Origin of the sequence: Streptomyces sp. CA-142005, assembly GCF_050942335.1 — a bacterium.
Taxonomy (GTDB): domain Bacteria; phylum Actinomycetota; class Actinomycetes; order Streptomycetales; family Streptomycetaceae; genus Streptomyces.
On sequence record NZ_CP192078.1, the window covers coordinates 8,382,532 to 8,408,514 of the forward strand.

Consider the following 25,983-nt stretch of genomic DNA (forward strand, 5'->3'; position numbering starts at 1 on the left):
GCCCGGTCAGGCCGGCGGGCACCAGTCGCGCAGCAGCCGGAAGAACTGCTCCTCGTTCCCCGTGAGGCCCGCGCGCGCCAGGGCCTGTTCCGCCTCGGCCAGCACGACGGGCGGCACCACGGCGGGCCGGCCGCCGTCCGGTGGCCCGTCGAAGGCGGCGCGCACGGTGTGCAACAGCCGCAGATAGGCCTGCACGGCGGTGCGCTCGCGGTCGGTCAGTACGGCGGTGGGCATCGGTCGGCTCTCCCCGAGTAGGCGTCACGGTCGCGCGCCCTGCGGCGCACCTCTCCAGCTTGCCGCCCACCACTGACAACGCCGTTCGGCCGCGTCCCGGTTCGCCCGCTCAGCCGAGGCCGAATCCTTTCGCCCCTGCGCCGTACCGCCCCGGACCAGCCCAGCGGGTCCGGGACCAGCCCTGCGGCCGCGGATCAGCCCTGTGGCCCCGGATACCCCAGGGACGCCTCGATGCGCCCGGCCACGTCGTCGCGGTGCACCGGGCCGCGCAGGGCCGAACCGGCCAGCCAGGTACGGCACTTGCTGGCCAGCAGCAGACCGAAGGTCTCGGCGTCCCGCTCCTCGGCGAGATCGAAACGGGTCCGGGCCGCGACCCGCTGCACCGTGGCCTGGAGCGCGTCCTGGTCGGTGTCGTCGTGCAGCAGCCGCGTGGCGACCCCGACGCCCTCGACGTGGTGTCCGCGGTGGTCGGCCTGCATGTGCCACAGCTCGTGGCCGAGGATCACCAACTGGTGGTCGGGCGCGGTGCGTTCCTCCACGACGACCAGGTCGCGGTCGGTCAGGTCCAGCCACAGGCCGCTCGCCGTGCCCGGCGGGAAGGGGGCCGCACGGAAGTGCACCGGGCGGCCCCGGCGGCGGCTCATCGCCTCGCACAGCGCGCCGTACAGCTCGCGCGGCGGCACCGGCGCGGGCAGCGCAAGGCCACCCACCAGCTCGTTGCACAGCCGGCGCATGTCCCTGCCGATGCCCACAGTCCTCCCCCGGCTCACGACTCGGGCCGTTTGACGCTCTCCAGGAGCATGTCGAGCCACTCCGCGACCTTGTCCCGGTGCTGGTCCGTGGGCAACTGCGCGGCACGCCAGGCTATTCCGCGCACCCCGTGGTCCTGCAGCAGCCGCTCCAGCGGATCCTCGTCGGCCCCCGCGGCGGCCCGCTCCCGGTCGGCGAGCTTCGTCAGCAGCTCCTGCTCGGTGCGCTGCAGCGCGCCCGCCAGTGCCTCGGGGTCCTCCGCGGTCAGGAAGCCGGCGTGCACCCGGAAGAAACGCTGCAGCGCGTCGCAGTGCTCCATGGTCGGCCGCCGGTCGCCGTTGATGAGGGCGCCGGCCTGCTGGCGGGACATGCCCGCGCCGTCGGCGATCTCCTGCTGGGTGTACTTACGGCCGTTGGGTTTCAGCCGAGTGCGCCGCAGCAGGCCGAGGCGCTGCAGAAAGCGCGCCTGCACGTCCGGTTCACCGGCGGGCCGGCCGGCGAGCAGGGCCTTGACCACCGGCTCCGGCACCCCGCAGGCCACGGAGAGCCGCCCGACGTCGAAGACCTCGGCGTGCGGCACGCCGAGCCGTTCGGCGAGCGCGGTGACGCGGGCGACGACGGCCGGCAGCTGGGCGGTCGCCGTGGCGCCCGGATCCTCGTAGCCATCCGTCACCGACAGAACTCCTACGTCTCTCGAGGGCTTCAGATGCGTCCGTGCTTCTCACGAGCGATCGCCGTGAACTTCCCGGAGAGTAGCGGGTGCGTCGAACTCACATCCAGGTGTCGCCACAACTGTGGCGAATTTCAGCCGTCAACGGCAGCCGAATGCCACGATAGTTGACACGGTCTTGTCGCGGGCCGCAGGATCGCAGGGCCGCGTGAAGGCCGCAGAGGCAAGAGGGGTGACCTCCCGATGGCACATCAGGCAGGAGGGCAGCGGCCGGCACCGCGGCCCGTCCCCGACACCTGCGCGACCCAGGCGTACCTCCAGGACTACGCCGTACTGCTGGAATCCCAGGTCTGCCCGTCCCTGGTCGTCGACCACCGCTGGGACGTCGTCATGACCAACGGCGCGTTCGAGACACTTTTCCGCGGGATGCGCCGGCAGGCGACGGCCATGCCCGGGGACAACTTCCTGCGGTTCGTCCTCTTCCATCCGGACGCGGGTGACATCCTCGGCGAGCACGAGCAGGGCTGGTGCCTGCCGATGCTGGCCCACCTCAAGGCCGCCCTGGAGACGTACGGTCACGACCATGAACTCCAGGCCATCCGGCGGGACATCGCCCAGGACCCGCTCATGGAGGCCGCCTACCGCCAGGGCCTGCCGCACTGGATCCATGCCGTCGGCGAGCGCGCGACCCGGCTGGACGGGGCCGTCCGGCTGCTGCTCCACCCCGACCCGCGGCGCGGCCCCACCGAGTGCCGCGTCGTCGAGGAGACGCCGGAGATACTGCGCGACCTCGGCTACCGACGCCTTTCGATGGTCCTGCGCGAGAACCGCCGGCCCGCCGCCCCCGTACGCCGTCCGCGCCGCTCGCGCGGTACGGCGGCCCATCTCACGGTCGTCCCGGCCCCCGAGAACTGACCCGGCACCGCCGGCGTTCAGGTCGCCGGCGGCGCCGGGTCGAAGGGCGAGCGCCCCGCCACCCTTACGCAAGCCACTTGCATGACTTGCGCTACGCTTGCGCGCATGACACGACGACTTGCGGAAGTGGCGAAGAAGGTCGGCGTCAGCGAAGCGACCGTCAGCCGGGTGCTCAACGGCAAACCCGGCGTCTCCGACGCCACCCGGCAGGCCGTGCTGACGGCCCTTGACGTCCTCGGTTACGAGCGCCCCACCCAGCTGCGCGGCGAACGCGCCCGCCTCGTCGGCCTGGTCCTGCCGGAGCTGCAGAACCCCATCTTCCCGGCGTTCGCCGAGGTCATCGGCGGCGCGCTGGCCCAGCTCGGACTCACCCCGGTGCTGTGCACGCAGACCAAGGGCGGCGTCTCGGAGGCGGACTACGTCGAACTGCTGCTGCAGCAGCAGGTCTCCGGCGTCGTCTTCGCCGGCGGCCTGTACGCGCAGGCGGACGCCCCGCACGACCACTACCGGCTGCTCGCCGAGCGCAACATCCCCGTCGTGCTGGTCAACGCGGCCATCGAACACCTCGGTTTCCCGGGCGTGTCCTGCGACGACGCCGTCGCCGTCGAGCAGGCCTGGCGGCATCTGGCCTCTCTCGGCCACGAACGCATCGGGCTGGTCCTCGGCCCCGGCGACCATGTGCCCTCGGCACGCAAGCTGGCCGCCGCGCGGGCGATCGCCGCCGACCTGCCGGAGGAGTTCGTCGCCCGGGCGATCTTCTCCATCGAGGGCGGTCACGCGGCCGCCTCCCGGCTGATCGACCGGGGTGTCACCGGCATCATCTGCGCGTCCGACCCCCTGGCGCTCGGCGCGGTCAGGGCCGCCCGCCGCAAGGGGTACGGCGTGCCGGGGCGGATCTCGGTCGTCGGCTACGACGACTCGGCCTTCATGAACTGCACCGAGCCCCCGCTCACCACCGTCCGCCAGCCCATCGAGTCCATGGGCCGCGCGGCCGTGGAGCTGCTGAACGCGCAGATCGGCGGCACCGCCGTACCCGCCGAGGAGCTGCTGTTCGAGCCCGAGCTGGTGGTACGCGGATCCACCGCGCAGGCCCCGCGCGGCTGAGTTCCCGGGGGTGATCGGAAAGATCCAGCCAGCTGTCAAATAATTACAGAACTCGCGCGACATCTTGCGGACGGATGTCGGCGGTGCTTGAGTGTGCGGCGCCCACCGCTCCTGCCATGAGTGCCATCAGGGGGTCCACCGATGACAAGCACCGGGTTCCGCCGTACCTTCGTCGCGATCGGCGTCTGTTCCTCGCTCGCCCTCGCCGCCACCGCCTGCGGCTCGGGCAGCGGCGACGACTCGGCCGGCGGCAAGACACGCATCACCGTCAACTGCGAGCCGCCCAAGAGCGCCAAGGTCGACCGGAGGTTCTTCGAGGCCGACCTCGCCTCCTTCGCCAAGCAGAACCCGGACATCGACGTCGTCGCACACGACGCCTTCCCCTGCCAGGACCCGAAGACCTTCGACGCCAAGCTCGCCGGCGGCCAGATGGAAGACGTCTTCTACACGTACTTCACCGACGCCAGGCACGTCGTGGACATCCACCAGGCGGCCGACCTCACGCCGTACCTGAAGGACCTGAAGTCCTACGACACCATCCAGCAGCAGCTGCGCGACATCTACACCGTGGACGGAAAGGTCTACGGCATACCGCGGACCGGATACAGCATGGGGCTGATCTACAACCGCAAGCTCTTCCGGAAGGCCGGCCTCGACCCCGCCAAGCCCCCGACGACATGGGACGAGGTCCGCGCCGACGCCAAGAAGATCGCCGCCCTCGGAGACGGCACCGTCGGCTACGCCGACTACAGCGCCCAGAACCAGGGCGGCTGGCACTTCACCGCCGAGCTGTACTCACAGGGCGGCGACGTCGTCGGCGCCGAGGGCAAGAAGGCCACCATCGACACCCCCGAGGGCCACGCCGTCCTGCAGACCCTGCACGACATGCGGTGGACCGACGACTCGATGGGCAGCAAGCAGCTCCTCGTCATCAACGACGTGCAGCAGATGATGGGTTCGGGCAAGCTCGGCATGTATCTCGCCGCCCCCGACAACATCCCCATCCTGGTCAAGGAGAAGGGCGCGAACTACGACGACATCGCCATCGGCCCGATGCCCGGCGGCAAGGCCACGCTCATCGGCGGCGACGGCTACATGTTCAACAAGCACGACACGCCCGCCCAGATCCGGGCCGGCCTGAAATGGCTGGACCACATGTTCCTCACCCCGGGAACCGGTTTCCTCGGCGACTACGCCCGCGCCAAGAAGAACGACGCCCCCGTCGGCCTGCCCGAGCCGCGCCTGTTCACCGGCGCCGCCGACGCCAAGGACCAGCAGGTCAAGAAGGCCAACGCCAATGTGCCGGTCGGGAACTACCAGGCCTTCCTCGACGGCAACCAGCAACTGCGGATGAAGATCGAGCCGCCGGACGCCCAGCAGATCTACTCCGTCCTCGACTCCACCGTCTCCGCCGTCCTCACCAAGAAGGACGCCGACATCGACCAGCTCCTCAAGGACGCGTCCGGCAAGATCGACGGCATCCTGGCCCGGAGCTGACCGCCATGACGAAGACGGCCGAACGGCGGCCCGTGACGCCTGCCGCCGTCCACCCGGTCCCGGCGCCGCCCCCGGTAGGGGGCCGGAGGCGGCGCCGCCTCGCCGACCAGGCCCGCGCCTACGCCTTCCTCCTCGGCGGCCTCGTCTGCTTCGCCCTGTTCTCCTGGTACCCGGCGATCCGCGCGGTCGTCATCGCCTTCCAGAAGTACACGCCGGGCTCGGATCCCGAGTGGGTCGGCACCGCCAACTTCACCCGGGTGCTGCACGACCCCGAATTCGGCGCGGCCTGGCGCAACACCCTGTATTTCACCCTGCTCGCCTTGCTGATCGGCTTCGCGATCCCCTTCCTCCTCGCCCTCGTCCTCAACGAACTGCGCCACGCCAAGGCGTTCTTCCGGGTCGTGGTCTATCTGCCGGTGATGATCCCGCCGGTGGTCAGCGCCCTGCTGTGGAAGTGGTTCTACGACCCCGGAGCCGGCCTCGCCAACGAGGCGCTGCGCTTCCTCCACCTGCCGACGTCGAACTGGTCCAACGGCACCGACACCGCGCTCGTCTCCCTGGTCGTCGTGGCCACGTGGGCCAACATGGGCGGCACCGTCCTGATCTACCTCGCCGCCCTGCAGTCCATCCCGGGCGAGCTGTACGAGGCCGCCGAGCTGGACGGCGCGAACCTGCTCCAACGCGTCCGGCACGTCACCGTCCCGCAGACCCGGTTCGTGATCCTGATGCTGATGCTCCTGCAGATCATCGCCACCATGCAGGTGTTCACCGAACCGTTCGTCATCACCGGCGGCGGACCGGAGAACGCGACGGTGACCGTGCTCTACCTGATCTACAAGTACGCCTTCCTCTACAACGACTTCGGCGGCGCCTGCGCCCTCAGTGTCATGCTCCTGGTCCTGCTCGGCGCCTTCTCCGCCGTCTATCTGCGGCTCACCCGCACCGAGGGGGACAGCGCATGAGCACCCGCACCCTGATCTCCCCGGCCACCCTCGCCCGCCCGCGCGGCAGGGCCGTCTACTGGACCGTGTTCACGGCCGTCGTCGTCCTCTTCGCGCTGGCGTTCCTCTTCCCGGTGTACTGGATGGTGACCGGCGCGATGAAGTCGCCGGACGAGGTGGCCCGGACCCCGCCGACGATCGTCCCGGAACACTGGCGCCTCGGCGGCTACACCGACGCCTGGGACCTGATGCAACTGCCGCGGCACCTGTGGAACACGGTGGTGCAGGCGGCCGGCGCCTGGGCCTTCCAGCTGGTGTTCTGCACCGCCGCCGCCTACGCCCTGTCCAAGCTGAAGCCCGCCTTCGGCAAGGTGATCCTCGGTGGCATCCTGGCCACCCTCATGGTCCCGGCGCAGGCCCTGGTCGTGCCGAAGTACCTGACGGTCGCCGACCTGCCACTGCTCCACACCAGCCTGCTCAACGACCCCCTCGCCATCTGGCTGCCGGCGGTCGCCAACGCCTTCAACCTCTATCTGCTCAAACGGTTCTTCGACCAGTTGCCGCGCGATGTCCTGGAGGCCGCCGAGATCGACGGCGCCGGCAGGCTGCGGATCCTGTGGTCGGTGGTGCTGCCCATGTCCCGGCCGGTGCTCGGCGTGGTGTCGATCTTCGCGCTGGTCGCCGTCTGGCAGGACTTCCTGTGGCCGCTGATGGTCTTCTCCGACACCGACAAGCAGCCGATCAGCGTGGCCCTGGTCCAGCTGTCGCAGAACATCCAGCTCACCGTGCTCATCGCCGCGATGGTGATCGCCAGCGTGCCGATGGTGGCGCTGTTCCTCGTCTTCCAGCGGCACATCATCGCCGGGATCAGCGCGGGCAGCACCAAGGGCTGACGCCGCCGCGCCGCCTCACCGAAGGCGCCGCACCGCCTCACAGAAAGGTCAAGCTCCGTGGGACAGCCCACCCATGCCCGAAAGGACCGCGACTGGTGGCGCTCGGCCGTCATCTACCAGGTCTACGTCCGCAGCTTCGCGGACGGCGACGGCGACGGCGTCGGCGACCTCGCGGGCGTCCGCGCCCGGCTGCCGTATCTCGCCGAACTCGGCGTGGACGCCCTGTGGTTCACCCCCTGGTACCTGTCACCGATGAAGGACGGCGGGTACGACGTCGCCGACTACCGGACCATCGATCCGGCCTTCGGCACCCTCGCCGAGGCGGAGAAGCTCATCGCCGAGGCGAGCGAGCTGGGCATCCGGACCATCGTCGACATCGTGCCCAACCACGTCTCCGACCGGCATCCCTGGTTCCGCGCGGCGCTCGCCGCCGGGCCCGGCAGCCCGGAGCGCGCACTGTTCCACTTCCGGCCGGGCCGCGGAGCGCACGGCGAACTCCCGCCGAACGACTGGCCGTCGCAGTTCGCCGGCTCCACCGAACCGGTGTGGACGCGCCTGCCCGACGGGGACTGGTACCTGCACCTGTTCACGCCCGAGCAGCCGGACCTCAACTGGGCGCACCCGGCCGTCCGCCAGGAGCACGAGGACATCCTGCGGTTCTGGTTCGAGCGGGGCGTCGCCGGCGTCCGCATCGACTCGGCCGCCCTGCTCGCCAAGGACCCGGCCCTGCCCGACCTCGCCTCCCATCCCGAGCCGCACCCGTTCGTCGACCGCGACGAACTCCACGACATCTACCGCTCCTGGCGGCGCGTGGCGGACGACTACGACGGCGTCTTCGTCGGCGAGGTGTGGCTGCCCGACGCCGAGCGCTTCGCCCGTTATCTGCGCCCCGACGAACTCCACACCGCCTTCAACTTCTCCTTCCTGTCCTGCCCCTGGGACCCCGGCCGGCTGCGTGCCGCGATCGACACCACCCTCGCCGAGCACGCCCCCGTCGGCGCCCCGGCCACCTGGGTGCTGTGCAACCACGACGTCACGCGCACGGTCACCCGCTACGGCCGCGAGGACACCGGGTTCGACTTCGCTGCCAAGGCCTTCGGCACGCCGACCGATCCGGCGCTCGGCACCCGGCGGGCCCGGGCCGCCGCCCTGCTGTCGCTGGCCCTGCCGGGCGCGGTGTACGTCTACCAGGGGGAGGAGCTGGGGCTGCCGGAGGCCGAGATCCCCGTCGAGCGGATACAGGATCCGATGTACCACCGCTCGCGGGGAGCCGACCCCGGCCGGGACGGCTGCCGGGTGCCGCTGCCGTGGGCCGCCGGTTTGCCGTATGCGGGATTCGGCGCACAGCAGGAGCCCTGGCTGCCGCAGCCGGCCGACTGGCCCTCGTACGCGGTCGACCGTCAACAGCGGGACCCCGGCTCCATGCTCTCCCTCTACCGCGAGGCCATCGCCACCCGCCCGGTCTTCGGCGAGGGCCCCCTGACCTGGCTGCCCGCCCCCGAACAGGTCCTGGCCTTCACCCGTGCCGAGGGAGCGATGTGCGTGGTCAACTTCGCGCCCGCGCCCGTCGAACTCCCCGCGCACTCCCGACTCCTGCTGAGCAGCGGCCCGCTGGACGACGCGGGCCGGCTGCCCCAGGACACGGCGGCCTGGCTGCACGCCTGAGCCGCGCCCGCGCGCCGGACCCGGGCTCGGCCGGTCCGGTGCGCCGCACCAGCTGTCCCGCACACCCCCACCACGAAGGGATCAGCACATGCACAGCAGCACCGGAAATGTCAGGCGCATGCCAGCCGTCGGGGCGGTCGTCGCCCTCGCGGCCGGCATGCTGACCGCCATGGCCCCCGCCGCCCACGCGGCCTCGGGCGCCGCCCTCCCCTTCACCTCCGTGGAGGCCGAGTCGGCGACCACCACCGGCACGAGGATCGGCCCCGACTACACACAGGGCACCCTCGCCTCGGAGGCCTCCGGACGCCAGGCGGTCCGGCTGTCGGCCGGGCAGCGGGTGGAGTTCACCGCGCCACGGGCCTCCAACGCGCTGAACATCGCATACAGCGTCCCGGACGGTCAGTCGGGCTCGCTGAACGTGTACGTCAACGGCACCAAGCTCGCCAAGACCATCCCGGTCACCGCCAAGTACTCGTACATCGACACCGGATGGATCCCCGGCGCCAGGACGCACCACTTCTTCGACAACGCCCGGCTGCTGCTGGGCCAAAACGTCCTGCCCGGCGACAAGGTCGCCGTCGAGGCGACCGGTACCCAGGTCACGGTCGACGTCGCCGACTTCGAGCAGGTCGCGGCGCCCGCCTCCCAGCCCGCCGGCTCGGTGTCCGTCGTCTCCAAGGGTGCCGACCCCAGCGGCAACGGCGACTCCACCCAGGCCTTCCGGGACGCCATCGCCGCCGCCCAGGGCGGGACGGTGTGGATCCCGCCGGGTGACTACCGGATCACCTCGTCGCTCAACGGCGTGCAGAACGTGACCCTTCAGGGCGCCGGCAGCTGGTACTCGGTGGTGCACAGCTCCCGGTTCATCGACCAGTCGGGTTCCTCAGGGAACGTGCACATCAAGGACTTCGCGGTGATCGGCGAGGTCACCGAGCGCGTCGACTCCAGCCCCGACAACTTCGTCAACGGCTCCCTCGGCCCGAACTCCTCCGTCTCCGGCATGTGGATCCAGCACATGAAGTGCGGCATGTGGCTGACCGGCACCAACGACAACCTGGTGGTGGAGAACAACCGCTTCCTCGACACCACCGCCGACGGCATCAACCTCAACGGCACCGCCAAGGGCGTCGTCGTCCGCGACAACTTCCTGCGCAACCAGGGCGACGACGCGCTCGCCATGTGGTCGCTGTACGCGCCGGACACGAACTCCAGCTTCGAGAACAACACGGTCTCGCAGCCCAACCTCGCCAACGGCATCGCGATCTACGGCGGCACGGACCTCTCCGTGAAGAACAACCTGATCTCCGACACCAACGCCCTCGGCAGCGGCATCGCGATCTCCAACCAGAAGTTCATGGACCCCTTCCAGCCGCTGTCCGGCACCATCACGGTCGACGGCAACACCCTGGTCCGAGCCGGGGCGATGAACCCCAACTGGAACCATCCGATGGGCGCGCTGCGGGTCGACTCCTACGACAGCGCGATCAACGCGACCGTGAACATCACCAACACCACGATCACCGACAGCCCGTACAGCGCCTTCGAGTTCGTCTCCGGCGGCGGACAGGGCTACCCGGTGAGAAACGTCAACGTGACCGGCGCGACGGTGAAGAACACCGGAACGGTCGTCGTCCAGGCCGAGGCGCAGGGCGCCGCCACCTTCAAGAACGTCACCGCCACCCAGGTCGGCGCCGCCGGCGTCTACAACTGCCCCTACCCGGCGAACTCCGGCTCCTTCACCCTCACCGACGGCGGCGGCAACTCCGGGTGGGGCAGCACCTGGTCGGACTGCTCGACCTGGCCGCAGCCGGGCCAGGGCAACCCCGAACCGGACCCGAACCGCAACCTCGCCAAGGGCCGGCCGGCCACCGCGACCGGCTCCCAGGACGTCTACACGCCCGGCAAGGCGGTCGACGGCGACGCGAACTCCTACTGGGAGTCCACCAACAACGCCTTCCCCCAGTCCTGGACGGTCGACCTCGGCTCGTCCTACGCCGTACGCCGCCTGGTGCTGAAGCTGCCGCCGTCCTCGGCCTGGGGCGCCCGCACCCAGACCATCACGGTGCTCGGCAGCACCGACGGCTCGGCCTACTCGACCGTCGTGGGCTCCCAGGGCTACCGCTTCGACCCGGCGACCGGCAACACGGCCACGGTCGCCCTGCCGAGCACCACGAACCTGCGCTACCTCCGCCTCACCGTCAGCGCCAACACGGGCTGGCCGGCGGGGCAGTTCAGTGAGGTGGAGGCCTACCTGACGTCCTGATGCAGGCCCGCGTCACAGATCCAGCACCAGACGGGCGCCCCGGCAGCGGGACACGCAGATCATCATCGTGTCACCCGCCGACCGCTCCTCCTCGGTGAGGACGGAGTCCCGGTGATCCGGGGCGCCCTCCAGCACATCGGTCTCACAGGTGCCGCATGTCCCCTCCGTGCAGGAGTACAGCACCTCGACCCCGGCGGCGCGCACCGCGTCCAGCACGGACACCTCCGGCGGGACGGTGAGGGTACGACCGCTGCGGGCGAGGACGACCTCGAACTCCTCGTCGCTGCCAGCGGGTTGGTCCTTCGGCTGGAAGCGCTCCATCCGCAGCGCTCCGGCTGGGCAGCGCTCCTCGACGGCGTCCAGCAGGGGTCCCGGACCGCAGCAGTACACCAGGGTGCCGTCGGGCAGGTCGTCCAGTACCGGGCCCAGGTCGAGCAGGCCGGTCTCGTCCTGCGGGGCGAGGGTCACCCGGTCGCCGTAGCGGGCCAGCTCCCCCGTGAACGCCATCGAGGAGCGGGTGCGCCCGCCGTAGAGCAACGTCCAGTCGGCGCCCGCCCGTTCCGCCGCCGCGAGCATCGGCAGGATCGGGGTGATGCCGATGCCACCGGCGATGAACCGGTAGCGGGGCGCGGGCTCGTGCCGGAAGTGGTTGCGCGGACCGCGCACCCGTACCTTCCCTGCCTCGCCCAGCTGCTCGTGCACATAGGCTGATCCACCGCGCCCGTCCGGTTCACGCAGCACCGCGATCCGCCACGCCGACCGGTCCGCCGGATCACCGCACAGGGAGTACTGCCGCTCCAGCCCCGGCCCGAGCAGCAGGTCCACGTGGGCTCCGGGCTCCCAGGAGGGCAGCTCACGGCCCAGCGGATCGCGCAGCGTCAGGGTCAGCACCCCGTCGGCTGCGAACTCCCGGGCACCGACGACGAGTTCGAGTTCGGTCACCGTACGGCCTCTTCGCTGTCGTGTCCTTCGGGATGCGCCAGCATCCACTCCCACATTCGCACCGGGTCGTCGGCGGTGTGCTGCGCGCCGCAGTGACAGGTGCCGTGCAGCAGATCGGTGCCCGGCAGCCAGTCGATCCGGTAGACCTCGCCGGTGCCGGGACTCACCGGACCTCCTCGGCCGGCTTGTCGCCCTCCTCCACCAGCCGGGCCAGGATCCGGCGCGCGGCCAGACCGCCGGTGTCGATGTTGATGCTCAGCTCCTGGTAACCGGTGCGTTCGGTGCCGAGGGTGCGCTGCAGCAGGTTGAGCGCGTCCACGTCCTGCATGACGACGGTGTGGTTGTTGGCCCGCAGGAACTCGGTGACCTCGGCGTCCTCGGTCACCCAGTCCCGGGACACGGCCCAGAAGTCGTACACCTTGCCGTCGGCCGAGGGCGTGATGGCGTAGGTGATCTCGGTGTGGAAGCCGTGCGGGTCGCTGCCGTCCGGCTCGGGTACGACCCCCACCGGCGCGATCCGGCTGTGCAGCAGATACAGGCAGGGCGCGTGGTACTCGATGTCCTGCCAGCGGGTGATCCGGCCCTCGATCCCGGTCGAACGGGCGTAGAACGGTGGGCACTCGGCGTCCTCCATGTGCCGGCTGACCCGGACCACACCCGCGCCCTCGTCCGCCTCGGTGGTGATGGGGGTCTCGGCGACCTCCGGAGTGCCGATGTACCCGCCGTGCAGATACGTCTCGTGGGACAGGTCCAGGAGGTTGTCGACGAGCAGGCCGTAGTCGGCGTCGATGGGCTCCATGCCGCGTACGGTGGTCCAGCCGGGGGAGTCCAGGTGGCGGGCCCGCGGGATCGTCTGCGGATCGGCCAGCACCGGGTCGCCGATCCACACCCAGACCAGCGAGTCCTGCTCCACCACCGGGTAGGAGGCGACGCGCGCGGTGCGCGGGATGCGTTTCTGGCCCGGCACGTACACACAGGCGCCGGTGCGGTCGTAGGTGAAACCGTGGTAACCGCAGACGATCCGGTCGCCGTCCAGGCCGCTCGAGGAGAGCGGGTAGCGGCGGTGGACGCACCGGTCGTGCAGGGCGACCGGGCTGCCGTCCTCCTCGGCGCGGTAGAGGACCAGCGGCTCCCCGAGGATCGTCCGGCCGAGCAACTCGCGCCCGACCTCCTCACTGTAGGCGGCGACGTACCACTGATTCCTTGCGAAAGCGGTCATATGCGGCATGCTTGCGGCTCCCGTCCGTGGGTGGTGGCCACATCGTCGGGAGGCCCCGGCCCCGCCGCAATGCCCGCTTCCGCCTCGCGGAAGAACGGTTCGCCAGGGGTCTTGGCCGTCGGCCGCCGAAGTCCTGCCGTCGAGAGGTGACGTACGCATCGGCAGGCCGCCCGGCGCGGCGCTCGACGACCTGCCGGAGCCCGTCCCACCCTCGGAGCACACCCGGCGACCGGCACATCGGACCCGTGCCGGCGCGGGACCGGGCATGAGCCGCACCACCCCACCCCCGTCGTACCCCCGACTTTCACACGGGCGCCATCAGGCCCTTCCCTGACGTTTGTTGCTCTTGGAACACTCGCTCCGCGCACATTCCGTCACCTGGACGGTATCGCGAACGTCAGGACGAGAGGACCCGCAACACCATGCCCGAAGTCAATCGGCGCCGATTCCTCCAACTCGCGGGCGCCACCACGGCGTTCACCGCGCTGTCCAGCAGCATCCAGCGCGCGGCCGCACTGCCCGCGCACCATCGCACCGGTACGGTCCGGGACGTCGAGCACATCGTCGTCCTCATGCAGGAGAACCGATCCTTCGACCACTACTTCGGCACGCTCCGAGGCGTCCGCGGCTTCGGCGACCCCCGCTCCGTGACGCAGAACGGCCGCGCGGTCTGGAAGCAGTCCGACGGCACCAAGGACATCCTGCCCTTCCGCCCGGACGCCGACGACCTGGGCCTCGCGTTCCTCCAGGACCTGCCGCACGGCTGGCAGGACACGCACGCCGCGTTCAACGGCGGCAAGTACGACAAGTGGGTGCCGGCCAAGGGCACCACGACCATGGCGCACCTGACCCGCGAGGACATACCGTTCCACTACGCGCTCGCGGACGCCTTCACCATCTGCGACGCCTACCACTGCTCGTTCATGGGCTCGACCGACCCGAACCGCTACTACATGTGGAGCGGTTACGTCGGCAACGACGGCCAGGGCGGCGGCCCGGTCCTCGGCAACGACGAGAAGGGCTACGGCTGGACGACGTACCCCGAGCGGCTGGAGAAGGCCGGGGTCTCCTGGAGGATCTACCAGGACGTCGGCGACGGCCTGGACGCCGCCGGCGGCTGGGGCTGGATCGACGACGCCTACCGTGGCAACTACGGCGACAACTCCCTGCTCTACTTCAACCAGTACCGCGACGCCAAGCCCGGCGACCCGCTGTACGACAAGGCCCGCACCGGCACCGACGCACGCAAGGGCGAGGGCTTCTTCGACCAGCTGAAGGCCGACGTCAAGGCCGGCAAGCTGCCGCAGGTCTCCTGGATCGTCGCCCCCGAGGCCTTCACCGAGCACCCCAACTGGCCCGCGAACTACGGCGCCTGGTACGTCTCCCAGGTCCTGGACGCGCTCACCTCCAACCCCGACGTGTGGGGCAAGACCGCGCTGTTCATCACCTACGACGAGAACGACGGCTTCTTCGACCACGTGATCCCGCCGTACCCGCCCGCTTCCGGCGCCCAGGGCAAGTCGACCGTGGACGTCTCCCTCGACCTGTACAAGGGTGACGCGAGCCGTGTCGCCGGCCCGTACGGGCTCGGCCAGCGCGTGCCGATGCTGGTCGTCTCCCCGTGGAGCAAGGGCGGTTACGTCTGCTCCGAGACCTTCGACCACACTTCGATCGTCCGGTTCATCGAGCGCCGCTTCGGTGTGCAGGAGCCGAACATCTCCCCCTGGCGCCGCGCCGTCGTGGGCGACCTGACCAGCGCCTTCGACTTCTCCCGCAGGGACACCAAGCCGGTGGCGCTGCCGTCCACGGCCGCCTATGAGCCTCCGGACAAGGTCCGGCACCCCGACTACGTGCCCAAGCCGCCCGCCCACCCCGCCCTGCCCAGGCAGGAGCACGGCAGCCGGCCCACCCGCCCGCTGAAGTACGCCCCGGTGGTGGACGGTTCCGCGGACACCGCGGCCGGCACCTTCACGCTCACGTTCGCCTCGGGGGCCCACACGGGCGCCGCCTTCCTGGTGACCTCCGGCAACCGCACCGACGGCCCCTGGACCTACACCACCGCGGCCGGCAAGTCCCTGACCGACACCTGGAACTCGGCCTACTCCGGCGGTGTGCACGACCTCGCCGTGCACGGCCCCAACGGCTTCCTGCGCGTCTTCAAGGGCAAGGGCAAGACCGCGGGACCGGAGGCGACCGCACGGCACGCGGGCGACGACCTGGAACTCACCTTCACCAACAAGGGTTCCGGCATCGTGAAGCTGAAGGTGACCAACGGCTACGGCGGCGCTCCGGCCACCGTGACCGTGCGGCCCGGTGCGACCGTCAAGCACACCGTGGACCTCACGGCGAGCAAGCGCTGGTACGACGTGACGGTGACCAGCGAAGCCGACCCGGCCTTCCTGCGGGGCTTCGCCGGCCATGTCGAGAACGGTCGCCCCGGCGTCAGCGACCCGGCGATCGCCTCGGAGTGAACGGGCGATGAACACCGCTCCGTGCGGACTGGTCAGGTACCAGTCACATCAAGGTAGTGTGCCCCGGTGACCACGCAATCGAACACTCCGGCAGGCTGGTACCCGGATCCGCACGGAGCGCCGCAGACGCTCCGCTACTGGGACGGCGCGCAGTGGACCCAGCACACCAACCCGGCGGGGCAGCCCGCCGGTCAGGTGCCGCACCAGCAGGCCGCTCCCCAGCAGCAGGCTGTCCCGCAGCAGTACGGCGCCCCGCAGGCGCCGGCCGTCGACCCCAAGGTGCAGCGCCAGGTGCAGCAGCAGGCCGGGGTCGCGGCCGGCGGCCCCGGCGGCGGCACCCTCTTCACCGAGCCCGTCCTGGTCGTGAACCAGAAGGCCAAGCTGATCGAGCTGACCAACGAGTACAAGGTCATGGATCAGCACGGCCGGGACATCGGCTCGGTCACCGAGGTCGGGCAGGGCGCGCTGAAGAAGATCCTGCGCTTCGTCTCGAGCCTCGACCAGTTCATGACCCACAAGCTGGAGATCCGCGACGCCTACGGCCAGCCGCAGTTGCTGCTGACCCGGCCCGCGAAGTTCTTCAAGTCCCGCGTCATCGTGTCGCGTCCGGACGGCTCGCAGGTCGGCGAGATCGTCCAGCAGAACATGATCGGGAAGATCAACTTCGCGATGAACGCGAACGGCCAGCAGGTCGGCGCGATCAAGGCGGAGAACTGGCGGGCGTGGAACTTCGCGATCGTCGACCACGCGGACAACGAGGTCGCCCGGATCACCAAGACCTGGGAGGGCCTCGCCAAGACGCTCTTCACGACCGCGGACAACTACGTCCTGCAGATCCACTACCAGCTGCCCGAGCCGCTGCTGAGCCTCGTGGTGGCGACGGCCCTGACCGTCGACACCGCCCTCAAGCAGGACTCGCGGGGCTGGAACTGAACAGGCCCCGACGGGGGAGAACAAGACACGAAGAGCACGGCAACGGCGGCCGGTGCGCGCGGAGAACGCGCGCACCGGCCACCGTCGCGTGTCGTCGCGGTCTGGAACGAGGCGATGCGTACTGCGCCCCTCACAGCCGCCCGGTCGAGCAGGGACACGCCGCCGCTTTCCCGCCGGCCCGGATGCCCGGGGGCGCGGCCGCGCGAGAGGTCTAGGCGGCGAACGCGTCGACTCCCGTCAGTTCCGCCGACAGCGCCCACAGCCGAGCCGCCTGCTCCGGGTCGGTCGCCCAGTCCTTGACACCGGAACGCTCCTCGCCCTCCGGCGCGGGCTCGGCGATGTCGCAGTCCTCCAGGTAGACGCCACCGAGCCCGTCCAGCTGGGGCGAGGTCGCCGCCCACACCTGGGTGGCCGCGCCCTGCTGCGGGCTCTTGAAGCCCTCGGGATTGAGCACGTTGCCGTCCTCGTCGATCCAGCCGCGCTCGATCATCTCCTCCTTGGGCAGATGCCGTTGGAGCGGGGTGATGATGCCGCCCGGGTGCAGGGCGAAGGCGCGGACGCCGGCGTCACGGCCGAGCTTGTCGAGCTGGACCGCGAACAGGACGTTGGCGGTCTTGGCCTGGCCGTACGCCTCCCACTTGTCGTAGCCCCGCCGCCAGTGGACGTCGTCCCAGCGGATGCCGGAGAAGTGGTGGCCGCGGGAGGAGACGGAGACGACTCGGGCACCGCCCGGCGCGATCGCCGGCCACAGCCGGTTGACCAGGGCGAAGTGACCGAGGTGGTTGGTGGCGAACTGGGCCTCCCAGCCGGGCCCCACGCGCGTCTCCGGGCACGCCATGATCCCGGCGCTGTCGATCACCATGTCGATGGTCCGTCCGGAGGCGAGGAAGCGCTCGGCGAAGCCGCGCACGCTCTCCAGGTCGCCGAGGTCCAGCTCGTCCAGTTCGACACCGGGGATGCCGGCCACGGCCTGCTCGGCGGTGGCCGGGCGGCGGGCGGGCACGACCACGTGGGCGCCGGCCTTCACCAGCGAGCGGGTGGTCTCCAGGCCGATGCCCGAGTAACCGCCGGTGACGAGGGCGAGCTTTCCGGTCAGGTCGATGCCCCGCAGGACGTCGTCGGCGGTGCTGGTGGCGCCGAAACCCGAACCGATCTTGTGCTGTGCAGTACTCATGCCCGGAACGCTACGAATTCGAGTGCTCTCGAAGTCAAGCGGCCGAGCGGCGTGTCCGGGCGGGCCCACTCATGCCCCGGCCGGCCGGCGAGGCCCGTGCCCGCTCAGAGTGCCGTGAGGTGTCCGGGCTGTTCCGGCTGCCGTGGCACCAGGGCCGGTTCGGCGGTCGCCGTGTCCGGCTCCAGGGCCAGCACCGCCGCCACGGGATGATCGTCGTCCTCGGGCACCGGCTCCGCGGTCACCCGGGTGAGCAGGACCACGCCCCAGGAGGCCAGGCCCGCTCCGGCGAGGGCCAGCAGCACGCCGGCGGGGCCACCCTGGAGGCCCTGGCCGAGCAGGGTGAGGCCGATGACCGCGGCGGCCACCGGGTTGGCGAGGGTGACCACGGCCAGCGGCGCGCCGAGGCCGCCGCGGTAGGCGGTCTGCGAGAGCAGCAGCCCGCCGACGGCGAACGCGGCGACGAGCACGGCGACCACGATGACCTCGGTGCTCAGCACCGGGCCGGTGCGGTCCGTGGCCGCCACGGTCACCGTCTGGGTCAGCGCCGAGGCCACACCTGAGGCGAAACCGGAGGCCGTCGCATGGCGGAGGCCGGGCCGGGCGCCGGGCCAGGACAGCATGCCGATCGCGGCGGCGGTCGTACCCGCGACCGCCAGCGCCTCGGTCAGCGACAGCACCCGCGCGGGCGCCGGACCGCAGGCGGTGACGAGCAGCGCGGCGAGCCCGAGCAGCGTCAGCGCCGTACCGCGCCACTCCGCCGCGCTGACCCGGCGCCCGGCCGCCCGCGCGCCGAGCGGTACGGCCGCGACCAGGGTGAGCGCGCCCAGCGGCTGGACCAGGGTGAGCGGGCCGTACTTGAGGGCGACGACGTGCAGCAGGGCGGCGCCCGCGTTCAGGCCGACCGCCGACCACCAGGCGCCGGTGCCGAGCAGCCGCAGCAGGCCGGTACCGGCGCTGCGGGAGGCGAGGCGTTCCTGGGCGACGGCGGCCAGCGCGTACGCGACGGCCGAGACGAGGGAGAGGGCGACGGCGATCAGGGCGGCGGCGCTCATCGGCCCGCTCCCGCCAGGACGGGCTCGCGCGCCGCGAGCCGGCCGGCCCCGCGTCCCACCGGGCCGGCCGTCCGGTGCGGCGGGTGGATCACGGCGAGGGCGATGCCGAGCATGGCCGTCGCGACGACCGCGTCGAGCCAGTAGTGGTTCGCCGTGCCCACGATCACCAGCAGGGTGATCAGCGGGTGCAGCAGCCACAGCCAGCGCCACCGGGACCGGGTGGCCGCGATCAGGCCGATCGCCACCATCAGCGCCCAGCCGAAGTGCAGCGACGGCATCGCCGCGAACTGGTTGGACAGATGGTCGCTGGACGGCGGGCCGTACACGGACGGGCCGTAGAGGCGGGCGGTGTCCAGCAGGCCGTCGCCGGTCAGCATGCGCGGCGGGGCCAGCGGGAACGTGAACGGCAGCACCAGCGCGGCCGTGGTGACGACCGCGAGGACCCTGCGGGCCCACACGTAGTGCGCGGGCCGCCGGAGATAGAGCCACACCAGGAAGGCCAGCGTCGCCGGGAAGTGGACGGTGGCGTAGTACGTGTTCGCGAGGTGGACGAGGGTGTCGCCGTGCAGCAGTGCGGACTGCACGGCGTTCTCGTGGGGGAGACGCAGCGCCCGCTCCAGGTCCCACACGCGGTGGGCGTTGTGCAGGGCGTTCGCGGTGTGTCCGGTGGCCAGTTGCCGGCCGAGCTTGTAGACGAGGAAGAGCCCCGCGACGAGCAGGAACTCGCGCAGCAGGGGCGGCCGGGCTATCGCGTCCGGTGGCTCCGCTTCTGCCTCTGCAGGCTCGGTTCGGGCATTCATCCCCCGGCCCCTTCGCTGACGGTGGTGCGTGTGGTGGTGCTGGCGAGCCCCCGCCTGCGGGGCCGGAGCTCATCGATACGTCATCGTACCGATACGTCAGTGTACCGATACGGCCGAGTACCGGTACACTTGCGTATCGGTTGATGTGCGACACACTGGAACCACCGCCCGGAGCGCGGGTTCACGCCGTGCTTCGGCGGGCCGTGCAGGAATGACCTCAGGTCACGAGTGAGGGGAAACACCGCATGACGTCGCAGGCCGCGGACGGACCGGAGACGGTCGCCGCCTCGCGCCGCTCCAAGATCACGCCCGAGCGTGAGCGGGAGTTCTTCGACGCCGTGCTGGAGCAGATCCGCGAATGCGGTTACGAGTCCGTCACCATGGAGGGCGTCGCCGCCAGCACCCGGTGCAGCAAGTCCACGCTCTACCGGCAGTGGAAGACCAAGCCTCAGTTCGTCGCGGCCGCGCTGCGCGCCACCCGCCGGGTGCGATTCGCCGGCATCGACACCGGGTCGCTCGCCGAGGACCTGCGCCAGGCGGCGCGGGCCGCGGGGGACTGGTCCGGCAAGGACACCAGGCTGCTGCAGGCGCTCGGGCCCGCGGTGACGGCGGACCACGAGCTGGCCCAGGCGCTGCGCGAGGCGCTGGTGTACCCGGAGATCGCCGCGCTGCAGGAGATGCTCGCGCGGGGCGTGGCCCGGGGCGAGGTCCGGGCGGACCATCCGGCGCTGGAGTACATCCCCGCCATGATGTTCGGCGTGCTGCGCATCCGGCCGGTGCTCTGCGGCCAGTACGCCGACGGCAACTATCTCACCGGGTTCGTGGAAGCCACCGTGCTGCCCGCGCTCGGCCTGACCTGAGACCCAGGCCGCCGTTCACGGGATGACTGAACGGCGGCCTGACCGCGCCGCACCGTGGGGACGGGGGCGGCGCGCACCCACGGCCGGGTGGGGCTCCTCTTGAGCGGAGGGGAGCCCCGCCCGGCCGCGATCGTGTTCCGTCGGCCGGGGACCGGATCACGGTCGTCCGGCTGCGGATCAGACGTCCTGGCCGTTCCCGCCGCCGGACGAGACCTTGATCCCCTTGAGGATCTCGTCGATGACCGAGGTCTTCTGTCCGACGTCGATGCCGAAGCGCACCACCACGATCTGCTTGGTGTCGTCGGGCGAGGGGAAGGCGACCGACTCGACGAGGCCGTCGGCGCCCTTGCTGGTGACCGCCTTCCAGCGCACCATGTACCCCTTCTGCCCGGCCACCGTCACCGCGCCTGAGCCCAGCACCTGGTGCGAGGTGATGCTGCCGTAGGTGGTGCCGCCGTAGGACTGCTTGGCGTTGGCCGCGATGTCGGCCTTGGCGACCTTCTCGGCCGTGTCGCCCTTGATGCCCAGCGCCTGGGCGGGAGCCGAGTAGGCGCCGCCCGGGGTGCAGGTCTGGGTGGAGTTGCCGGGGCACTTGTAGGAGTCGTCCGAGGTCACCTCCGCGCCGACGCTGATCGTCTGCCCGGTCCAGCCGTCAGGCACCGGCAGGCTGATGCCGTTGACCGGGTCCGGCACCGTGCCGCCGCCCTTGACCTTGGGTGCCTCCGACTGGTTCGGAGAGGGTGAGGCGCCGCTGGACCCGCCCGGACCGCCGAAGCCGCCCGAGCCCCCGGAGCCGTTCGAGCCCCCGGATCCGCCCTGGCCGCCGAAGCCGCCGCCCGGCCCGCCCTGACCGCCGTCCTGTCCGCCCGCCGCACTGTGACCGGCCCCGGCCCGGTCGGCGCCACCGCCGTCGGGGTCCTTGGCGAGGGCCCATACACCGACCGCGATGCTCGCCAGAACCGCGGCCGCCGCCACGACGGCTATACCCGTGCGCACACCGCGCCGGGGCTGTCCGGCCGGCGGCGGGGCCGGGAAACCCGGATACGCCGGATACCCGGGCTGCGCGCCATAGGCGGGGGGAGCGGCCGGGTGCGGGCCGCCGGCCGGCGGCGGCTGCGTCGGGGGACCCCACGTGGCGGCCGTCCCGGCGGGGCGGGTCTGGTCCGTCCAGGCCTTGCCGTCCCACCAGCGCTCGGTGGGCGGACCGTCGTTCGTCTGCCCGGGGTCGGGGTACCACCCGGGGGGAGTCACCTGCGTCATGACCCCACCGTATGAGGCGACAGTGAAAGTGTGATGAGAGGATCCGCCGCCAATCGACCGGAGCGGACATTTCACCGCCGAGAATTTTCCCGTGCCCTGTTCCGGCTCCCGGTCACAGCCGTGCTACGGCCCCGGTTCCGCCCCCTCCACGACCAACGGCACCGGCCCGCGCAGCAACCGCCGCCCCGATCGCCCGTGCCCTGCCGGCATGCCGTCCGCGCCGTCCGCCGCCGAACGCCCGGATCACCGCGCCCCGCCGAACGGTTGACGCACCGTCCGCCGCCTGACCGGCTGCTCGGGCCGGGTGCGCGTCGAGTGTCCGCACCCGCTATCACCCGCCGGGGCAACAGCTGCCCCGAGCGTCCACCACGCACCCCACCGGACGGCTACGCTCAGGGTCTGTACGTCATTCGGGCGACCTGGGGAGGTAACGGGATGACGGAGGGACGGCCGCCGGCGGCCGCCTCGGCTTCCCTGTGGGAGCGGGACGCCGAGATCGGCACCGTCGTACAGGCACTCGACCTCCTGTGCGCCGACCAGTCGTCCGCGGGGAGTCTGCTGGTCTTCCGCGGCGAGGCGGGATTCGGCAAGACCGCGCTCCTGGCCGAGACACGCCGCATCGCCGAACGCCGAGGCTGCGCCGTGTGGTCCGCCCGCGGCGCGGAGACCCTGAAGTCCGTCCCGTTCAACGTGGTACGGCAGCTGCTCCAGCCCGCCCTGCTGTCGTTGCTGCCCGAGGAGGCCCGCGAGTACCTCGGCGACTGGTACGACATCGCCGGACCCGCCCTCGGCATAGCCGATCCCCAGGAGGGTACCGCCGACCCGCAGTACGTGTGCGACGGACTGGTCGCCGCGGTGCGCCGGCTCGCCCGCCGCGAATGGCCGCTCGTGCTGCTGATCGACGACGCGCACTGGGCCGACCAGGAGACGCTGCGCTGGCTCGCCGCGTTCGCCGAGCGCCTGGACGACCTCTCCGTGCTCGTCGTGGTCGCCCGCCGCCCCGGCGAGGTGAGCGGCGACAGCGCCCGCCACCTCGACGCGGTGGCCGCCGCCGCGGCCCGCCCCGTCAACAACCTCAGCGCCCTCACGCCCGACGCGGCGGCGGGGCTCACCCGTGCCACCCTCGGCCGCCACGCGGACGACGCGTTCTGCCGCGAGGTCTGGGCCGTCACCGCGGGCAACCCCTACGAGACCACCGAACTCCTCGCCAAGGTGCAGGACAGCGAACTGCAGCCGGTCGAGGCCCGGGCCGGTGAACTGCGCGCCCTCAACCGCGCCGCCCGCGGCGGCGGACTGGTCGACCGGCTCAAGGGGCTCGGCCTGGAGGCCACCCAGTTCGCCTGGGCGGCCGCCATCCTCGGCACCGGCATCACCGTCGGCATGGTCGCCCGCCTCGCCACCATGGACGAGTCCGTCGCCCGGCACTGCGCCGAACTGCTCTGCTCCGCCCGCATCCTCACCGAACCCGAGCCCGTCGGGACACAGGGCGCCGGCACCGAACGCGAGGAGGGCGAGCTGGAGTTCGTCCACCCGCTCATCGCCAGCGCCGTCTACAACTCCATCCCGTCCGGGGTGTGCACCGCCATGCACGGCGTCGCCGCCCAGATCATCACCGAGCTGGGCCGCGGCGCCGCCCAGGCCGCCCGGCACCTGCTGAAGGTGCATCCGGACGGCGACGAGGAACTCGTCGAGCAGCTGCGCGAGGCCGCGCGCGAACACCTCGCCGTCGGCGCGCCGGACGCGGCCCACACCTGCCTGGAACGCGCCCTGCAGGAGCCGCCGCTCCCCGAGGTCCACGCCCATGTCCTGTATGAACTGGGCTGCGCCACCCTGCTCACCGCGCCCGCCGTCACCATCGAGCACCTCCAGCAGGCCCTCGGCATGCCCGGCCTCGACGGCGAACGGCGGGTGGACGCCGTGGTCCGGCTCTCCCAGGCCCTGCTCCACAACGACCAGCTGGAGGAGGCCGTCCGCACGGTCGAGGCCGAGGCCGCCCGGCACGAACCCGGCCCCGTGAAGCTGCGGCTGCAGGCCGTGCAGTTCATGTGGGAGGGCATCCACGGCGAGACCGTCTCCCCGGCCCGCTCCCGGCGCCTCGCCGAACTCGCGAGCACCTGCACCGGCCGCGACAACGCCGAACGCGCCCTGCTCATCCTGCGCGGCTTCGACGCCATGACCCACGGCGAGAGCGCCGACGAGGTGCTCGAACTGTGCGACCGTGCCCTCGTCAACGGCCGTCTCGCCCCCGGCCTCGGCTGGACCGACCCCGAGTGGGGCATCGAGCTGCTGATGATGCTGGGCAGCGCCTACGCCTACACCGACCGGCTCGACCGCGCCGAGAGCCTCTTCGCCGAGGCCCTGCGCGTCTACACCGGTGCCGGCTGGCGCGGCGGCCACCTCTCCCTCGCCAACGCCTTCCTCGGGCTCGCCTACCGCAGGCAGGGCCGGCTGCGCGACGCCGAGTCCACCCTGCGCGAGGCCCTGGTCCTCGCCGAACGCGTCGGCCGCCGGCTGCCGCTGTACTGGTCGGCGACCTGCGGCCTGGTCGACACCCTGCTGGCCCGCGGCCGGGTCGACGAGGCCTGGTCGATCGCCGAGCAGTACGGCTTCGCGCCGCCCTACCCCTCCACGATCGTGCTGCCCGACATCCGCTGCGTACGGGGCCGGCTGCTGCTCGCCGTCGGCCGCACCGAGGAGGGCGTCCACGAGCTGGAGGCCGCCGAGAAGACCGCCGCCTCGCGCGGCGGCCACAACCCGGTCCTCTCGCCCTGGTCCATCGACCTCGCCAAGGCCCTCGCCGAACAGCACCCGGACCGTGCCGCGCAGCTCGCCGCCGACGCCCGCCGGCAGGCCGAACGCTTCGGCACGGACACCGCCATCGGCGAGGCCCTGCGCTGCGCCGCCGCCCTGGAGACCGGCGGGCGCGCGGTCCAGCTCGCCGCCCAGGCCGTCACCTACTTGGAGGCCTCACCCTGCCAGTACGAACACGCGGCGGCCCGCGTCGAGTACGGCATCGCCGCCCGCTCCGTCGCGGAACTGAACCGGGGCCTGGACCTCGCCCGGGCCTGCGGCGCGGAGGGACTCGTGGCCCAGGCGAGGGAGGTGCTGGAGACGGGACGCGGACTGCGCTAGCGCCCCGCCGCGGACCTCACACCGTGAGCAGCTGCTCCGTGACCGCCGCCAGCCGCTTGCGTACCTCCGGGTCGTACGCCTCCTCGTGTGCCCGGGCCCGCCGCGTGCCGTCGAAGTAGCCACCGCTGCCCAACTCCTCGGTGGCCAGGGCCAGGACGCCCGGTGCGCCGTCGGCGACCGAGTTCCACGGGGCGATCTCGCTCTCGCGGACCATCGCCGTGTCCATGAAGGTGGCCGGGTGCAGGACGTTCACCGACACCCCGCTGTCCGCGAGTTCCTCGGCGAGTGTGAAGGTGTGCGCGGCGAGCGCGAACTTGCTGCGGCAGTACGCCGACATGCCGGTGTAGCCGCGGGTGAGCTCCGGGTCGGAGAAGTCGAGGGGTTCCTGGCCGGCCGAGCCGACGTTCACGATCCGAGCCGGCGCGTTGGCCCGCAGGACCGGCAGCAGCGACCGGGTGAGGACGACGGGCGCGAGGTAGTTCACGGCGAGCCGCAGCTCGTGGCCGTCGGCGCTCAGCTCCCGTCCGGAGCCGGGCGCGCCGCCGCCCGCCGCCGCGTTGTTGATCAGCACGTCGAGGCCGGGGTGCGCCTCGGCGACCCGGGCGCCGAGCTCACGCACCTCGGCTAGGCGGGCCAGGTCGGCGACGAACCCCTCGGCCTCGCCCTCGGTGCGCAGCTCCGCGACCAGCCGCTCGGTGCGGTCCCGGTCCCGGCCGTGGGCGAGGACGACATGGCCGGAACGGACCAGTTCGAAGGCCACGTACCGGCCGAGTCCGGAGGTGGCGCCGGTGATCAGAATGGTGGACATGCTGCCACCCTAGGCACGGCCCGGCGCCGCGAGGCAGGTGCTGCTGTAGCTACGACCGGCAGGGTCACCCTCGGCCCTAGGCTCTGTCGTTAAATGTCACGCCCACATCAGCAGGGCTGCGAGGGTGACTGCTGCTTGACCCGCTGACCCTCCTGTACGCAGTTTGCGTACGGGGTGCGAAGGAAAGTACCGGTTTCGGTAGGGGGCGACTCGTTTCACCTCGCGACGGCCGAGCCTGCTGGATCCCCCAGTGGTTCAGGGGTCTGATGCAGGTTCGGGTGACAGGTTGTCACCCGATCGTGCGGCAGACCCGAGTTTTCGGTCAAGGGACGGGCGATCGCGCTCAAGGCTACCTTCGGGCATGCGCGTGCATGCGATCACTACACCACGTACAAGTCGT

General features: G+C 71.5%; 22 protein-coding genes. 11 read left to right on the forward strand and 11 right to left on the reverse strand.

What is annotated here, in order from left to right; translation table 11 throughout:
* Positions 1 to 6: 6 nt before the first annotated feature.
* The 3 genes from ACQPXS_RS38680 to ACQPXS_RS38690 all read right to left on the reverse strand — a co-directional run bounded on the left by ACQPXS_RS38680 (position 7) and on the right by ACQPXS_RS38690 (position 1,657).
* The gene (locus tag ACQPXS_RS38680; RefSeq protein ID WP_351806895.1) at positions 7 to 234 is read right to left on the reverse strand and encodes a hypothetical protein; all 228 of its coding nucleotides are present in this window, start codon (positions 232 to 234) and stop codon (positions 7 to 9) included.
* Positions 235 to 428: 194 nt separating this feature from the next.
* A complete protein-coding gene (locus ACQPXS_RS38685) occupies positions 429 to 986 on the reverse strand; it encodes a toxin-antitoxin system, toxin component (protein ID WP_356317370.1) in 558 nt (185 codons plus the stop codon).
* A gap of 14 nt (positions 987 to 1,000) precedes the next feature.
* Positions 1,001 to 1,657, reverse strand: coding sequence for a helix-turn-helix domain-containing protein (locus ACQPXS_RS38690; protein WP_351806899.1), 657 nt, complete (start codon positions 1,655 to 1,657; stop codon positions 1,001 to 1,003).
* 240 nt (positions 1,658 to 1,897) lie between these two features.
* On the opposite strand from ACQPXS_RS38690, the gene ACQPXS_RS38695 reads away from it, so the two are divergent.
* From ACQPXS_RS38695 to ACQPXS_RS38725, 7 genes are all read left to right on the forward strand, one after another.
* Positions 1,898 to 2,569, forward strand: coding sequence for a hypothetical protein (locus tag ACQPXS_RS38695; RefSeq protein WP_433454101.1), 672 nt, complete (start codon positions 1,898 to 1,900; stop codon positions 2,567 to 2,569).
* A 105-nt stretch (positions 2,570 to 2,674) separates the two neighbouring features.
* Positions 2,675 to 3,673 (forward strand): LacI family DNA-binding transcriptional regulator, encoded by a 999-nt coding sequence (locus ACQPXS_RS38700; protein WP_433454103.1) that lies wholly within the window; start codon positions 2,675 to 2,677, stop codon positions 3,671 to 3,673.
* 141 nt (positions 3,674 to 3,814) lie between these two features.
* Positions 3,815 to 5,170 carry an ABC transporter substrate-binding protein gene (locus tag ACQPXS_RS38705; protein ID WP_433454104.1) on the forward strand — a complete coding sequence of 452 codons (1,356 nt, stop codon included), beginning with the start codon at positions 3,815 to 3,817 and terminating at the stop codon, positions 5,168 to 5,170.
* Positions 5,171 to 5,175: 5 nt separating this feature from the next.
* A complete protein-coding gene (locus ACQPXS_RS38710; RefSeq protein WP_356317377.1) occupies positions 5,176 to 6,132 on the forward strand; it encodes a carbohydrate ABC transporter permease in 957 nt (318 codons plus the stop codon).
* Positions 6,129 to 7,004, forward strand: a complete 876-nt coding sequence (locus ACQPXS_RS38715) for a carbohydrate ABC transporter permease (RefSeq protein ID WP_433454105.1) — start codon at positions 6,129 to 6,131, stop codon at positions 7,002 to 7,004. Before ACQPXS_RS38710 ends, ACQPXS_RS38715 begins: the two co-directional genes overlap by 4 nt.
* Positions 7,005 to 7,061: 57 nt before the next feature.
* The gene (locus ACQPXS_RS38720) at positions 7,062 to 8,669 is read left to right on the forward strand and encodes a glycoside hydrolase family 13 protein (protein ID WP_433454107.1); all 1,608 of its coding nucleotides are present in this window, start codon (positions 7,062 to 7,064) and stop codon (positions 8,667 to 8,669) included.
* Between the two features lie 88 nt (positions 8,670 to 8,757).
* Positions 8,758 to 10,932: a discoidin domain-containing protein gene (locus ACQPXS_RS38725; protein ID WP_433454108.1), complete on the forward strand. Its 2,175-nt coding sequence runs from the start codon at positions 8,758 to 8,760 to the stop codon at positions 10,930 to 10,932.
* Positions 10,933 to 10,944: 12 nt separating this feature from the next.
* Here the strand turns inward: ACQPXS_RS38725 and ACQPXS_RS38730 are convergent, their stop codons facing one another.
* The 3 genes from ACQPXS_RS38730 to ACQPXS_RS38740 are packed head-to-tail and all read right to left on the reverse strand — an operon-like array spanning position 10,945 to position 13,102.
* Positions 10,945 to 11,874, reverse strand: a complete 930-nt coding sequence (locus ACQPXS_RS38730; RefSeq protein ID WP_433454110.1) for a PDR/VanB family oxidoreductase — start codon at positions 11,872 to 11,874, stop codon at positions 10,945 to 10,947.
* Complete coding sequence (locus ACQPXS_RS38735; RefSeq protein ID WP_351806917.1) at positions 11,871 to 12,041, reverse strand: hypothetical protein; 171 nt, start codon at positions 12,039 to 12,041, stop codon at positions 11,871 to 11,873. Before ACQPXS_RS38735 ends, ACQPXS_RS38730 begins: the two co-directional genes overlap by 4 nt.
* A complete protein-coding gene (locus ACQPXS_RS38740; protein ID WP_433454112.1) occupies positions 12,038 to 13,102 on the reverse strand; it encodes a Rieske 2Fe-2S domain-containing protein in 1,065 nt (354 codons plus the stop codon). The genes ACQPXS_RS38735 and ACQPXS_RS38740 overlap by 4 nt, the downstream gene beginning before the upstream one ends.
* A 413-nt stretch (positions 13,103 to 13,515) precedes the next feature.
* Here ACQPXS_RS38740 and ACQPXS_RS38745 point away from each other — a divergent pair, with 413 nt between their 5' ends.
* Together ACQPXS_RS38745 and ACQPXS_RS38750 are read left to right on the forward strand one after the other, a co-directional pair.
* A complete protein-coding gene (locus ACQPXS_RS38745) occupies positions 13,516 to 15,564 on the forward strand; it encodes a phosphocholine-specific phospholipase C (RefSeq protein ID WP_433454114.1) in 2,049 nt (682 codons plus the stop codon).
* Positions 15,565 to 15,630: 66 nt separating this feature from the next.
* The gene (locus ACQPXS_RS38750) at positions 15,631 to 16,497 is read left to right on the forward strand and encodes a phospholipid scramblase-related protein (RefSeq protein WP_356317392.1); all 867 of its coding nucleotides are present in this window, start codon (positions 15,631 to 15,633) and stop codon (positions 16,495 to 16,497) included.
* 211 nt (positions 16,498 to 16,708) lie between these two features.
* Here the strand turns inward: ACQPXS_RS38750 and ACQPXS_RS38755 are convergent, their stop codons facing one another.
* The 3 genes from ACQPXS_RS38755 to ACQPXS_RS38765 form a co-directional block, all read right to left on the reverse strand.
* Complete coding sequence (locus ACQPXS_RS38755; RefSeq protein ID WP_433454116.1) at positions 16,709 to 17,671, reverse strand: SDR family NAD(P)-dependent oxidoreductase; 963 nt, start codon at positions 17,669 to 17,671, stop codon at positions 16,709 to 16,711.
* Positions 17,672 to 17,775: 104 nt separating this feature from the next.
* Complete coding sequence (locus ACQPXS_RS38760) at positions 17,776 to 18,723, reverse strand: hypothetical protein (protein ID WP_433454118.1); 948 nt, start codon at positions 18,721 to 18,723, stop codon at positions 17,776 to 17,778.
* On the reverse strand, positions 18,720 to 19,523 hold the full coding sequence (locus ACQPXS_RS38765; protein ID WP_433454120.1) for a phosphatase PAP2 family protein: 804 nt from the start codon (positions 19,521 to 19,523) through the stop codon (positions 18,720 to 18,722). Before ACQPXS_RS38765 ends, ACQPXS_RS38760 begins: the two co-directional genes overlap by 4 nt.
* Before the next feature lie 245 nt (positions 19,524 to 19,768).
* On the opposite strand from ACQPXS_RS38765, the gene ACQPXS_RS38770 reads away from it, so the two are divergent.
* Positions 19,769 to 20,383, forward strand: a complete 615-nt coding sequence (locus ACQPXS_RS38770; protein WP_433454122.1) for a TetR/AcrR family transcriptional regulator C-terminal ligand-binding domain-containing protein — start codon at positions 19,769 to 19,771, stop codon at positions 20,381 to 20,383.
* A 177-nt stretch (positions 20,384 to 20,560) separates the two neighbouring features.
* Here ACQPXS_RS38770 and ACQPXS_RS38775 read toward each other — a convergent pair whose 3' ends face one another.
* A complete protein-coding gene (locus ACQPXS_RS38775) occupies positions 20,561 to 21,643 on the reverse strand; it encodes a DUF2510 domain-containing protein (RefSeq protein ID WP_433454124.1) in 1,083 nt (360 codons plus the stop codon).
* A 435-nt stretch (positions 21,644 to 22,078) separates the two neighbouring features.
* Here ACQPXS_RS38775 and ACQPXS_RS38780 point away from each other — a divergent pair, with 435 nt between their 5' ends.
* The gene (locus ACQPXS_RS38780) at positions 22,079 to 24,775 is read left to right on the forward strand and encodes an ATP-binding protein (protein ID WP_433454125.1); all 2,697 of its coding nucleotides are present in this window, start codon (positions 22,079 to 22,081) and stop codon (positions 24,773 to 24,775) included.
* A gap of 16 nt (positions 24,776 to 24,791) precedes the next feature.
* Here ACQPXS_RS38780 and ACQPXS_RS38785 read toward each other — a convergent pair whose 3' ends face one another.
* On the reverse strand, positions 24,792 to 25,583 hold the full coding sequence (locus ACQPXS_RS38785) for an SDR family NAD(P)-dependent oxidoreductase (protein WP_433454127.1): 792 nt from the start codon (positions 25,581 to 25,583) through the stop codon (positions 24,792 to 24,794).
* Positions 25,584 to 25,983 lie beyond the last annotated feature (400 nt).